Raw genomic sequence first — 12483 nt, 5'->3', positions numbered from 1 at the left:
GTGCCAAGGCGGCCGTACGTCGTGCCGCGCCCGGGGCGGACCGGTTCGGGCCCGCACGTCCAACTCACCGCAACGACTGGGCAGGTGGGCGCTCGCGCCGCGCGCCGTAACCGATGAAGTACGCCGGCACCAGCTTGAGCCAGGGTGCGGTGGTGAGCAGTTCGCTCACGTGCTGCGCCCGCCCGGTGTCGCCGAAGGCCGGGCGGCCGGCGAGCACGGGCGCGATGACCCGCGCGTGGGCGATGCGCTGCAAGGCCTGCGTCAGCGCCGCCGTCGGCCACCGGCGCCGCTCGACGCGGCGTACGTCCCGCAGGCCGACCTCGCCCCTGCGCAGCGGTTCGACGAGATACCGGGCGGCCGCCACGGCGTCCTCGACGGCGAGGTTGATGCCGATGCCGAACACCGGCGACATCGCGTGTGCCGCGTCGCCGATGCACAGCAGCCCCGGGCGATGCCAGCGCCGGAGGCGGTCGAGCCGTACGTCGAGCATCTTCACCTCGTCCCAGGAGCGCAGTGCGTGCGCCCGGTCCGCCAGCCAGGGGGCGGCGGCCGAGAAGTCGGCCATGAACCGTTCGAGGCCGGCGGCACGGCGCTCGGCGTCCGTGCCCTTGGGGATCAGCGCGGCGCACTGCCAGTAGTCCCCGCGGTCGATCATGGCGGTGACGATCCGGTCGCCGGTCCCTCCCACCAGCCCGTGCGGGTCGCCCGCCCGCCGCGGGAGCCGGAACCACCAGGCGTCCATGGGGCACGCGAACCGCCGCAGCCGCAGCTCGGGCCGCGAGCGGGCCAGCGACCAGCGTCCGTCGCAGGCCACGGTGAGGGTGGCCCGCAGTTCGCCGGTACGGCCGTCCGCCGTGCGGTAGCGCACGCCGGTGACCCTTGCGCGTTCCACCAGGAACGATGTCGCCTCGGTGCCCATCCGCAGGGAGAAGGACGGCTCCTTCCGGGCCTCGTCGGCGAGGAGGTCCAGCAGGTCCCACTGCGGCACCATCGCCACGTAGTTGTACGGGCCGGGCAGCGCGCTGATGTCGGAGACGGTGATCAGCGAACCGTCCGGGCCGAGCGGCAGCCGCACGGTGGTCACCCTGCGCTGCGGCAGACGCGCGAAGCGCTCGGCCAGACCGAGGTCGTCCAGCAGGGTCAGGGTCGAGGGATGCACCGTGTCGCCGCGGAAGTCGCGCAGGAAGTCACCGTGCTTCTCCAGGACCGTGACCTCCACGCCGGCCCGCGCGAGCAGCAGACCGAGGACCATCCCGGCCGGCCCGCCGCCCACCACGCAGCACGTCGTCCGTTCCGCCGTCGGTTCCGTGGCCGGCCCCACTGTCCGTTCCATCGCAGCCCTTCCGTCCGTTCCGCCGGTTCCATCCGTTCCCGTCGTTCCGTCCGCGCCCCGCACTCCTGCGCCATATACCCTCAAAGTGGACAGCTCGCGTCCGTGCCCACGACGCTCCCGGGAGGCACGATGAACCGGCAGCCGATCCTCCTGCCCTACGCCGACCCGGCCTTCCTGGCGGATCCGTTCCCGTTCTACCGGCAGCTGCGCGAGGAGGGCCCGGTTCGGCGCGCGGTGATCGCGGGCGGCCTCGAAGCGTGGCTGGTCACCCGGTACGAGGACAATCTCGCGGCCCTTTCCGATCCGAGGCTGAGCAGTGACGTCCGCGAGGCGTCGGACACCCGGCTCCTGGAGCGGCTCCCCGCCACGGACCGCGAGTCGATGATGCGCACCATGCTCCGCTGCGACCCGCCCGACCACACCCGCCTGCGCCGCCTGGTGTCCAAGGCGTTCACCGCGCGCAGGGTGGGCGAGCTGCGACCGCGCATCCAGGAGATCACGGACGGGCTGCTCGACGCGATCCTGCCCGCCGGCCGGGCCGACCTCGTCGAGAGCTTCGCGCTGCAGCTGCCCGTCACCGTGATCGGCGAACTGCTCGGCGTGCCCGTCGCCGACCGGCACGCGTTCCACCGGTGGACCACCGAGATGCTCGTCCAGGGAGCGGAGCCACCGGACCCGGCCCGGATCGAGCATGCCTGGCGGCAGATGCGCTCGTACCTGACCGCGCTGCTCGGCACGAAGCGTGGCCGGCCGCAGGACGACCTGCTCAGCGCCCTGATCACCGCTCGGGACGAGGAGCACCGGCTGGACGAGGAGGAGCTGATAGCCATGTCCTTCCTGCTGCTGGTGGCCGGATACGTCACCACGGTCAACCTCATCGGGAACGCCCTCGTGGCGCTGCTCGCCCACCCCGACCAGTTGCGACGGCTGCGGGACGATCCGGGGCTGCTGCCCGGTGCGGTCGAGGAGTTCCTGCGCTACGACGGCCCGGTCAACCCCGGCATCGCCCGGTTCGCGCGCGAGGACGTGACCATCGGCGGAGTGACCATCCCGCGAGGAGCGACCGTGCTGGTCGCCTCCGCCATCGCCGACCGGGACCCGGCGCAGTTCCCCGATCCCGACCGCCTGGACATCACCCGGGAGAGCAACGCGCACCTCGCCTTCGGGCACGGCGTCCACTACTGCCTGGGGGCGCCGCTGGCCCGGCTGGAGGGCCAGATCGCCATCGGAACCGCCCTGCGCCGCCTACCCGGCCTCCGGCTGGCCGTGCCGCCCGGTGAACTGAGCTGGCGGGCGGGCGGCCTGCGGGGCCCCGAACACCTGCCCGTCACGTTCGCCCCGGCGCCCACGCGACACCATCCCCACAGCAGGTCCGCGGGTCGTACGCCGGAGAAAGTCGACACGCCGGAACTTTCCGGCGGATAGTGGAGGCATGGCGGCGGTGGACGTGTTCGGCGTGCCGGCAGACCGGTGCGCTGAGCGCCCCCCCGTTGGTCCAAGCGACCCACCCGTTGGTCAGCGTCTGCACGGCCGAGCCGTCGAGGTCCTTGAGCTTCGTCCCGGCGAATGCGCGCGCCGCGTCGGAGGTGAGCACCCGGAACGCAGGCCTCTCGGCTGCAAGCAGAGCAACCACCTGCGCTGCCACGTCCCGTGGCGTCTGCGCGTCGGCAAAGGCCTCGCGGGTACGGTCCAGGTAGGCCGACAGGGCCGGCGCGTACGGCCCGGCCTTCTTCAGCACGTCGTCGTCGAGCTTCACGTTGTTGACGAACTCGCTGGCCACCGCACCCGGCTCGACCACGCTGACGTGCACGCCGGCCGTGGCCGCGACCGGCGCCAGGGATTCCATGAAACCCTCGACCGCGAACTTGGCGGCACAGTACGCCTCGTTGAAGGGCTGGCCGATCACCCCGCCGACGCTGGTCACAGTCAAGAGACGGCCCTCGCTCGCCCGTAGCAGGGGCAGGGCCGCCTTCGTGACGCTCAGCACGCCGAAGAAGTTGACTTCCATGACGGCACGCACATCCTCGAGGCTTTCCTGCTCCAGGGTGCCGTGTGGCCCGCGCCGGCATTGTTGACCAGTCAACCGGGGCGGCGGACATCACCGTCTCCACCCCGCCCTGCGGCGACAGACCGCGGGCCATCGCCCGCACGACCAGATCGCGGTCGGTGACGATGCCGACCACCCGGTCGTCGTCGACGACGGGCAGGGCCCCGACGCCCGCACGGGCCATGTGCCGCGCCGCATCCTCCAGCGAGCTCGTGCGGGGCACGCTGGCGGGCGGGGTGTTCATCAGGTACCGGATCTGCACGTCGGTCCCTGCCTTCGGAAGGGCGAACGGACAGGCGCGGTGGACGCCCCGGGCCGTCCGCGGCGCCCCGTCGCCGCTTGCCGGCGACGGACCGCACCCTTCATTCTCGCCTCGGCCGCCCACCCCCGCACCTGAGGAAACCCGGCGAGGCCCGTCGCGCGTGACCGTCGCGGCGGGGTGACGATGGAGGCACGGACTGATCGGACCGTTCACAGGGATCCGTGAGGGGAAAGCAGCGGTGGGATGAAGCCGGAGACGTCCGCGCGGCACGCCGGGCATCGCAGTGTTCCGCACACCGCGGACCTGCGCGTGGAGGCATGGGCCCCCACGCGCGAGGAGTGCCTGGCGCAGGCGGTGCGGGGGGTCTGTGAGTCGTTCCTGGACCTGACCGGGGCAGCCGAAGTCCGCCGGCGGGACGTCGTGGTGCGGGCCGACAGGGACGAGGATGTGCTGGTGGCGCTGCTGGAAGAGGTCGTGTACTGGCTCGACACCGAGAACGAGATCCCCGTGGAGGTGGAACTGACGCCGGTCACCGGCGGCGTGCGGGGCGGTCTGCGGATGGCCGATGCCGGGTCGCTTCCGGTGACGGGGGCCGCGCCGAAGGCGGTCACGCTGCACGAGCTGGCCTTCACCCGGGGGCCGGAGGGCTGGACCTGCTCGGTGACGCTCGACGTATGAGCACGGAAAGCAGCGAACATGACCGAAGCCGCCCCCTCTCCCGAGGATCTCGTACGGGCCGTGCGAGCGGCCGGGATCGGCGACGAGCGCCTGCTGGAGGCCGTACGTGCCACGCCCCGGGCGGCATTCGTGCCTGCCGACCAGCAGACGCGCGCCTACCGTGACGTCCCGCTTCCGATCGGGCACGGGCAGGTGACCACGCAGCCCTCGCTCTCGGCGACGATGATCGAGGGTCTCGAACTGGGCGGGGACGAGCACGTGCTGGAGATCGGCACCGGCCTCGGTTTCCAGACCGCGCTGCTCGCCCGCCTGGCCGCCGATGTCGTGACCGTCGAGATGTACCCGGACATCGCGGATCAGGCGCGGCGCAACCTCGACCGGCAGGGCGTTCGCGAGGTCGAGCTGCGTGTCGGGGACGGCAGCGGGGGTGTGCCGGACCGCGCACCGTACGACGCGGTCGTCGTCTCCGCCGCGTTCCCGGAGGTTCCCGCGCCCCTGGCCGAGCAGTTGCGGGTCGGCGGTCGCCTCGTGCAGCCCATCGGGCCGGGCGGCCGGGAGCAGGTCGTGTCCTACCTGCGTACCCCGACCGGGCTGGAGCGGCAACGGGTCCTCACGCTCGCGTACTTCGTCCGCCTGCAAGGGCGGTACGGCTTCTCCTCCTGACTCCTTCTCCGGGGCGGGGCCGGCCGGCGGTCATCCGTCCGCGATCCGCACCACGGCGAGCGTGATGTTGTCGGGTCCGCCGGCGGCGATGGCGGCCTTCCACAGTTCGAAGGCGGCCCGGCCGTCGTCGTACTCCTCCAGCAGGTCGTCGAGGACGTCGTTCGGCACCGGGTCGGTCAGGCCGTCGGTGCAGATCAGGTACCTGTCGCCGGGGGCGGCGGGTGTGGCCTTCACATGCGGGGTGATGGGCCGGTACTTCCAGGTGCCCCCGAGGGCCTGGGTGAGCAGAGAGACGGTGCGCTGACCCGGCTCGGGCGGTGGGTTGTCGTCCACGCTGACCTGGAGCAGCCCGTCCCGGGGCGCGGCGAAGACCCTGCTGTCGCCCACGTTGAACGCCAGCAACGACCCGGGCAGTACGACGGCGCCCGCGACGGTCGTGCCCATGGTCGCCAGTCCGTCGCGGTCGTCGCCCGCGGCCTCGTACACCTCGCGGTTGCAGGCGTGCAGTGCCTCGCGGACGTGGTCCTCGTCGGCCAGGGCGGGCCCGGCCGCCGCGAGCCGGCGGACGACCAGGCCACTGGCCACCTCGCCGCCGGGCTGGCCACCGATCCCGTCGGCGACGGCGACGACGAGCGGCGTGCCGAGCGGGAACATCAGCGTCTGCGGGGTCTCGGTCACGGTGGCGCACAGGGTCCACGGCCCGGCGACCAGGCTGTCCTCGTTCCGTTCGCGGATCAGCCCCGGATGGCTCAGCGCACTCACCGCGACGTACGTCATCGGACGCCACCGCCTTCCCGCACCGGACCGGGCCGGGTTGCGTTGGGCCGGACCGGGCCGATGGTGTGTGGCTCTTGAGGGACCTTGGAGGACCTTGGGGGACCTTGGGGGCGCGCCGGACGGTGCGTCCGGGGCCCGAATCGTGTGCTCAGACCATTTTCGGGCGGTCCATTCTGCGGTGCATCTCGGCCTGACCTAGGCGGAGCCTCACGCGGCGGTGCGGCTGCCGGGGGCCGCCCTCCGCAATAGCATGGAGGCCACAGGGCTGGGATCGGGACAGTCCGCGCGCGAGACGAAATTCTCCCGGCGGCCGCGCACCCGCTTCGACACAGCGACCGCTCAGACCTCGAGGGGAAGCGTCACGTCCGTTACGGCCAGGGTCGGGTGACGCGCATGGACATCACGCTGGTGGAGGAGACCCCGTTCCGGTTCCGCATCGAGCGGCAGGACCCGATGCGCGTGCCCGGGCTCGTCTTCGCGACACGAGATCTTCTGCCGCAGGCGGCCGGGGACAAGGCGCTGGAGCAGGTCGCGAACGTGGCGACCCTGCCCGGCATCGTCCGCGCCTCGTACGCCATGCCCGACGTGCACTGGGGGTACGGCTTCCCGATCGGCGGGGTGGCCGCCACGGACATCGACGCCGGCGGGGTGATCTCGCCCGGCGGCGTCGGATTCGACATCTCCTGCGGCGTCCGGCTGCTCGCCGGCGACATCGACCGCGAGCCCCTGGCGTCCAGGATGCGGCGGCTGATGGACATCCTCGGCGACACCGTCCCGCGCGGACTGGGGCGCGGCGGGCTGTGGAAGCTGTCCGGCCGCCCGCAGTTGGAGCAGCTGCTGGCTGCCGGGGCCGAGTACGCGGTCGCGCACGGTCATGGCGTACCGCGCGACCTGGAGCGCTGCGAGGACCGCGGAGTGCTGCCGGGGGCCGATCCGTCGCAGGTCGGCCAGCGGGCCGTGGACCGGGGGCTCCAGCAGGTCGGCAGCCTGGGATCAGGCAACCACTTCCTGGAGGTACAGGCCGTGGACCAGGTGTACGACGCCCGCACCGCGGCCGCCTTCGGCCTGCACTCCGGCCAGGTGTGCGTCATGATCCACTGCGGTTCCCGCGGCCTGGGACACCAGGTGTGCACCGACCACGTCCGCGTCATGGACCAGTCCCTGCGCGCCTGGGGCATCCACCTGCCGGACCGGCAGCTGGCCTGCGCGCCCGCCGTCTCCACGTCGGGCCGCGACTATCTCGGGGCGATGGCGGCCGCGGCCAACTACGGCCGCGCCAACAGGCAGTTGCTCACCCAGGCCGCGCGCCACGCCTTCGCCACCGCCGCCGGGGTGGGCCTGGAGCTGGTCTACGACGTCTCCCACAACATGGCGAAGATCGAGACCCACGAGGTGGACGGCGTACCCCGCCGGCTGTGCGTCCACCGCAAGGGCGCCACCCGGGCCCTGCCCCCGGGCCACCCGGACCTGCCGGACGACCTCGCCGAGTCCGGGCAGCCCGTGCTGGTTCCCGGCACGATGGGCACGGCCTCCTACGTGATGGCCGGCACCGTCGGGAACGAGGCCTTCTGGTCCTCCGCCCACGGCGCGGGACGCGTCTGGAGCCGCCACCAGGCCCTGCGCCGGGTCCGCGGCGAGCAACTTCGCGACGAGCTGGAATCCCATGGCATCGCCGTCCGGCCGGCCTCCTGGCGCGCGCTCGCCGAGGAGACCCCCGATGCCTACAAGGACGTGGACGCCGTGGCCCTCGCGACCGAGGGCGCGGGGCTCGCCCGGCTGGTCGCGCGCCTGGTGCCGCTCGGAGTCGTCAAGGGGTGAGCGGGCTTCGCCAAGGGGTGAGCGGAGGGACGAGTCAGGACGTGTCTGCCGCCTCTATAGTACACGTCATGATCGACTCCCGTACGGGCTCTGACGACGCCGAGGTCGCTGTAGCCGCGGCACGTGCCGGTGCGGACGTGGTGCGCACCCTGTACGGCCGGCGGCTCGCCCGCATCGACAAGGGTGCCGGAGACTTCGCCACCGCCGCCGACGTCGAGGCCGAGAAGAGGATCCTCGAGGTCATCCGTGCCGCCCGTCCCGAGGACGCCGTGCTGGGCGAGGAGGGCGGCCGGCAGGGTGCCGCCGAGGCTGAGCGCCAGTGGTTGGTGGATCCCCTGTGCGGCACGCTGAACTACGCCGTGGGCAGCATGCTCGTGGCCGTCAACGTCGCGCTGCGGGGCGGGGCGGCGGCCGTGGCCGACCCGTTCAGTGGCGAGGTGTCCTTCACCGACGGCGAGACCGCCCGGGTGCGGCGCGACGGGGTCGACGCGGAGCTCGTGCCCTCGGCCGACACCCGCTTGGTGGAAGTCAATCTGGATCCACCCTTCCCCGGCGCACCCGGATTCCGGGCCGTGGACCTGCTGGCGCGTCCCGGGTTCGCCGAGCGGTTCCGGCCGCGGGTCGTGTCCACGACGCTGGCACTGGCGTGGGTCGCCGCCGGGAAGCGCGCCGCGTACGTCACCGACGGCGGCGACCTGTCCGGGAGCGTGCACTTCGCAGCCGGTATCGCCGTGTGCCGGGCCGCCGGCTGCGTGGTCACCGGGATCGACGGCGTCCCGATCGAGCGGGCGGGGCGCGGTCGCGGACTCGTCGTCGCCGCCGATGCCGAGACCCACGGGCTGCTCATGTCGATGATCAGGTGATGGTCGCGCGGGTGTCCGTGGCAGGCGGGGCCTGTGGGCCCTGGGGCGGTGGCTGTGACTGCCCGACGGTGCGGCCTGCCGTTCGCCGCAGCAGTGGTCGCCGCAGAGCTGTGATGAAGGGGGCGGCGGCGGGCGCCTCACTCCGGCGCGTCCGCGTCGAGTCGCGCGAGGCCGCGTTCCCACCTCCGGCGGCGCTGCTCCTCGGACTGTTCCCACCACGGTGTGCCGCGCTCCCCCGACGCGATCTTCGCGCGGTTCACGCGAGCGCGGGCCGAGCGTTCGGCCTCGGGGACGCCGGCGGTTGTCGCGGAGCGCACCGCGCGGCGAGCGGCCATGAGGTGGTGACGAAGACGGCCGGCGACTTCTTCGGGGAGCGAGGGATCCGCCGCCCGCCATTTCCGCCCGTTGACGACGACGAAGTGTCCGTCGGGAGTCTTCTCCGGCTGCCGGTGCGCGTCCACCCTCAGAGAGTGCCCGATCACCGGGCAGTTCAACGGGGGTGGACGCGCAGTGCCGGGAGTGTCGTTTGGCCCTGCTGTGGAGCCCCGGCCCGATTCCGGCGGGCCGGGGTTCCCCATTCACTCAGTCGGTGCGGGATCAGTCCTTGTAGTCGTGGTCGACCACGCGGAAGCTGCCCACGACACCGTGCTTGACCTTGACACCCTTGGTCCAGCGCACGTGCACGCCGTCGCTGGAGCTGTGCGGGCCGACGGTGGCGATGGGAGCGCCGTTGTCGCAGACCACCCCGCGGAAGACCTCGACGGTCTTGCGGCTGTCGTTGCGGATGTTGAGGGTCTTGGCGCCCAGGCCGCTGATCACGGTGATGCAGTCACCGGCGTGGGAGGAGTACGAGCGCTCGTTGATGAAGATCCGGCCCTCCTCGTAGACCTCCCCGCCCTTGCCGCCGGTGCTGCCACCGAGGGGGGCGGCGGCGACAGCGGCCGGCGCGGCCTGGGCGGCCTGGGGGGCCTCCGGGGCCGAGGCGGCCGACGCGTAGGTGATGCCCGTCGCGACCAGAGCCGCGCCGGCCGCGAAGGCGGCCGTGACAACGGTGGAACGGGTGGTGTTCATGTGCTTCTCCTTCTCAGGGACACCGGCTCCACAGCCGGCACATGATTGAACGTAACGACCACCCCCAGACCTGTCATATCGGGCATATCGGAGAGCGGGCTCCGAGACTCCGAACGGGGTATTTATGGGGCCTTCACGCCGCTTCCCCCGCGACGGAGGGGGCCACAAACCCCCATAGATATAAGCAGATTGACACACCATTGGTCCTTTCGGGTGATCTCCTGACGCCTGCTCACCCTCAAAGACAGCGTGTCGCTACAGACCCGGCAGACCGCGACACGCTAGCGGGGACCCGCGGCACGGGGAGAGCCCCTGCCTCGACCCGCGCAGTCACAGCGGGCGGGGCCGGCGGTGCCGGGGCATCGCGCTCCAAGGCGCCTGCCGCTCAGCACCGCCCTCGAACGCTTCAGCGCAGCCGGTCCAGTTCGGCGCCGATGGCGTCTCGCAGCACATCGTGCCGCGGACCGAGCCTGAACCGCTCGTCTCTCCATCGATCACGCGGGTACAGCCACACCGGTCCACCCCTCAACTCGACCGGCTCCCAATCGAATCGAGGCCACACGTGGGCGTGCAGGAACGGATCACTGTTGCCCAGGATCTCCAGATTGACCCGGCGGAATTCCGGGTCCAGACGCTGACAAGCCAGCTCGACCGCTTCGCCGAGCTGATCCATGTCGGACAGGAACGACATCCGCCTGGCCCTCGGCAGGTCGGACAGTCGTCGAACACCTGGTTCATCCACGAGAAGCACCGAGTACCCCGGCAGGAACTGAACGTCCCCGATCACCGCGAAGCCCGCCTCGAGCCGCCGCAGCACAGTCGGGTTCTCGCCCCGCAGAGCAGCCCCGATCCGGTCCGTCCGCCATAGATCAGTCATGACCCGACCTCACCACAGCCGCCACACGCGGTCGACGGATGCGCCGAACTGACGCGAACTCAACTGAACGTTCGGCCCGCAGCGCTGAGTCCGTGTGTAGCCTGCCGATCTGTTCGACCGCCTGCCGACGGCCGGGGAGACGGTGCGAATGGCCCGTCAGCTCGGTGAGGACCCACCGGTTCTCGTCACCTTCCGCCGGGTCGGATGCGAACGTCGGGTTCATCGCCGCCGCGCGCCAAGACGTGCCGCGCTCGAGCGCCGAAGTACGGCGGTTGCGGGCGGCCCCGGAGCAGAGGCAGCGGGCCGGCTGACCGTCCGTACGCGGCGCGGGACGGCCCGGCCCAGTGGCCGCGCCGTCCCGCAGGAGCTCCCGTACCGGCCCTCAGTGGGCGGTCCAGCCTCCGTCGATGACGAGCGAGGTCCCGGTCATCGCCGACGTGTGCGGAGCGCAGAGGAACGCGGCCGCCTCCGCGATCTCCTCCGGCTCCACCAGTCGCTTCACGGCCGCGCTCTCCAGCATGACCTGTCCGACGACCTCCGCTTCGGAGATGCCGTGGACCTCGGCCTGGTCGGCGATCTGCCGCTCGACCAGGGGGGTGCGCACGTAACCCGGGTTGAGGCAGTTGGACGTGACCCCGTGCGCGGCGCCCTCCATCGCGATCACCTTCGACAGGCCCTCCAGGCCGTGCTTGGCGGCGACGTAGGCGCTCTTGTAGGCGGAAGCGCGCAGACCGTGCACGGAGGAGACGTTGACGACGCGGCCCCAGCCCCGGCGGTACATGCCCGGCAGCGCTCCGCGCACCAGGCGGAACGGGGCCTCCAGCATGATCCGGAGCATCAGCGAGAACTTCTCCGGCGGGAAGTTCTCGATCGGCGAGACGTTCTGGATGCCCGCGCAGTTGACCAGGATGTCGACGTCGTCCAGGTCGAGCGCGTCCACCGCGTCCAGGTCGGACAGGTCGACGACGAGGGCCTCACCCCCGGTGGCCCGAGCGACGGCGCGGACGCCGTCCGCGTCCAGGTCCAGGGCGCGTACCGCCGCGCCCGACGCGGCCAGGCGCAGCGCGATGGCCCGGCCGATGCCGCTGCCGGCGCCGGTGACGAGGGCTGTCCGCCCGGTCAGATCGGGGAGGACGGAGGGCGCCGGGGACGGTGAGAGAGGCGAGGATGAGGTGGACACGAGCCATTCCTTCGTCGGTGTCGCGAGTGGTCGTAGGGGGCGGGGCCGCGCGTCGATCGGCGGGCGTCGAGCAACGGGCGGCGGGTGGTCAGGCCGCGAGGTAGTCGTGTGCGACGGACGGCGTCGGCAGCGTCAGGTCGGTGAGGATGTGGGACGCGCCGACGACCTCCAGCACCGGCAGGTCCGCCATGGGCGCCAGCGCGTGCGCGAACAGCTGCAGCCGGGCCGGGCCGGTCCAGGCGCCGAGAACGGTCAGGTCCGATATCTCGATGCGCAGCAGTTCGCAGATGCGCGGCGACCCGTCGTATCCGGGGATCTTCTTGAGCATGTACGTGGGGACGGCCAGCTCGGCGCGGGCGGCCTCGGGGTCCATCGGCGCGTACTTGAACCCCATGGTCGCGGTCGCCACCCGCAGGCTGCCGTAGTCGAGGGTGCCGACCAGGGTGTCGGAGTCGGTGTACAGGCGCGGTGCGCCCAGCTTCTTCGGGTAGCCGCTCCCCTCCCGGCCCAGGGCGATGGCGGGCGCGTTGTCCAGGTACATCGAGTGGATGTACTCGGCCTCCTCGCCGCCGTGGCGCACCCGCAGCACCTGTCCCGACTCGGTGTAGTCGCCGAGGCCCGTGCTGTCCGGCATCCGGATGACCTCGAAGCGCACGAGGGGCTCGTCGACCTCCAGCGGCTCCGGGACGACGGCGCGCATCGCGTCCGGGTCCGTGCGGTACGTGATCGTCAGGTACTCGCGCCGGGAGAAGCGGTACGGGCCCGCCGGGAAGGCCGGTCCGTCCAGAGGGGTCGAGGGAGCGCGGAGGATGTCTTCGCTGCGCATGCCGAGCAGTCCGTTTCCGTGGCGCGATGTCCGTACCGGGTCGGACCCCCTCACGCCGGGGACGGTCCGGCCGTCTGAGCACTCCCGA

At 72.1% G+C, this 12483-nt stretch carries 12 protein-coding genes and 2 pseudogenes; 5 read left to right on the top strand and 9 right to left on the bottom strand.

The window, feature by feature from the left end:
• Nucleotides 1–64: 64 nt before the first annotated feature.
• Nucleotides 65–1333 (bottom strand): FAD-dependent oxidoreductase, encoded by a 1269-nt coding sequence (locus tag ACIQ9G_RS08165; RefSeq protein ID WP_403607494.1) that lies wholly within the window; start codon nt 1331–1333, stop codon nt 65–67.
• A 129-nt stretch (nt 1334–1462) separates the two neighbouring features.
• Here ACIQ9G_RS08165 and ACIQ9G_RS08160 point away from each other — a divergent pair, with 129 nt between their 5' ends.
• Nucleotides 1463–2758 (top strand): cytochrome P450, encoded by a 1296-nt coding sequence (locus ACIQ9G_RS08160; protein WP_403607493.1) that lies wholly within the window; start codon nt 1463–1465, stop codon nt 2756–2758.
• Nucleotides 2759–2834: 76 nt separating this feature from the next.
• On the opposite strand, the pseudogene ACIQ9G_RS08155 reads toward ACIQ9G_RS08160, so the two are convergent.
• Both ACIQ9G_RS08155 and ACIQ9G_RS08150 read right to left on the bottom strand, forming a co-directional pair.
• Nucleotides 2835–3412: pseudogene (locus tag ACIQ9G_RS08155) on the bottom strand (SDR family NAD(P)-dependent oxidoreductase); the annotation flags it as partial.
• Nucleotides 3413–3495: 83 nt separating this feature from the next.
• Nucleotides 3496–3624: pseudogene (locus ACIQ9G_RS08150) on the bottom strand (CBS domain-containing protein); the annotation flags it as partial.
• A 261-nt stretch (nt 3625–3885) separates the two neighbouring features.
• On the opposite strand from ACIQ9G_RS08150, the gene ACIQ9G_RS08145 reads away from it, so the two are divergent.
• Both ACIQ9G_RS08145 and ACIQ9G_RS08140 read left to right on the top strand, forming a co-directional pair.
• Complete coding sequence (locus ACIQ9G_RS08145) at nt 3886–4320, top strand: archease (protein ID WP_403607492.1); 435 nt, start codon at nt 3886–3888, stop codon at nt 4318–4320.
• Between the two features lie 18 nt (nt 4321–4338).
• Nucleotides 4339–4983 carry a protein-L-isoaspartate(D-aspartate) O-methyltransferase gene (locus tag ACIQ9G_RS08140; protein WP_403607491.1) on the top strand — a complete coding sequence of 215 codons (645 nt, stop codon included), beginning with the start codon at nt 4339–4341 and terminating at the stop codon, nt 4981–4983.
• Nucleotides 4984–5013: 30 nt separating this feature from the next.
• Here ACIQ9G_RS08140 and ACIQ9G_RS08135 read toward each other — a convergent pair whose 3' ends face one another.
• A complete protein-coding gene (locus ACIQ9G_RS08135; RefSeq protein ID WP_403607490.1) occupies nt 5014–5760 on the bottom strand; it encodes a PP2C family protein-serine/threonine phosphatase in 747 nt (248 codons plus the stop codon).
• Nucleotides 5761–6153: 393 nt separating this feature from the next.
• On the opposite strand from ACIQ9G_RS08135, the gene ACIQ9G_RS08130 reads away from it, so the two are divergent.
• Both ACIQ9G_RS08130 and ACIQ9G_RS08125 read left to right on the top strand, forming a co-directional pair.
• Nucleotides 6154–7578, top strand: a complete 1425-nt coding sequence (locus ACIQ9G_RS08130) for an RtcB family protein (RefSeq protein ID WP_403607489.1) — start codon at nt 6154–6156, stop codon at nt 7576–7578.
• Between the two features lie 68 nt (nt 7579–7646).
• Entirely contained in the window at nt 7647–8441 is a 795-nt protein-coding gene (locus ACIQ9G_RS08125; protein ID WP_403607488.1) for an inositol monophosphatase family protein, read from the top strand.
• Between the two features lie 137 nt (nt 8442–8578).
• Here the strand turns inward: ACIQ9G_RS08125 and ACIQ9G_RS08120 are convergent, their stop codons facing one another.
• From ACIQ9G_RS08120 to ACIQ9G_RS08100, 5 genes are all read right to left on the bottom strand, one after another.
• Nucleotides 8579–8902: a hypothetical protein gene (locus ACIQ9G_RS08120; protein ID WP_403607487.1), complete on the bottom strand. Its 324-nt coding sequence runs from the start codon at nt 8900–8902 to the stop codon at nt 8579–8581.
• Nucleotides 8903–9038: 136 nt separating this feature from the next.
• Entirely contained in the window at nt 9039–9512 is a 474-nt protein-coding gene (locus ACIQ9G_RS08115) for a hypothetical protein (RefSeq protein ID WP_403607486.1), read from the bottom strand.
• Between the two features lie 406 nt (nt 9513–9918).
• A complete protein-coding gene (locus ACIQ9G_RS08110; protein WP_403607485.1) occupies nt 9919–10389 on the bottom strand; it encodes an HIT family protein in 471 nt (156 codons plus the stop codon).
• 382 nt (nt 10390–10771) lie between these two features.
• On the bottom strand, nt 10772–11569 hold the full coding sequence (locus tag ACIQ9G_RS08105; RefSeq protein ID WP_403607484.1) for a 3-hydroxybutyrate dehydrogenase: 798 nt from the start codon (nt 11567–11569) through the stop codon (nt 10772–10774).
• Between the two features lie 88 nt (nt 11570–11657).
• Nucleotides 11658–12395, bottom strand: a complete 738-nt coding sequence (locus tag ACIQ9G_RS08100; protein ID WP_402438556.1) for an acetoacetate decarboxylase — start codon at nt 12393–12395, stop codon at nt 11658–11660.
• Between the last annotated feature and the right edge of the window lie 88 nt (nt 12396–12483).

Source organism: Streptomyces sp. NPDC096152, assembly GCF_044763235.1.
GTDB lineage: Bacteria > Actinomycetota > Actinomycetes > Streptomycetales > Streptomycetaceae > Streptomyces.
The sequence above is the reverse complement of the archived record's forward strand: the minus strand, read 5'-3'. Positions and strand labels throughout refer to the sequence as shown.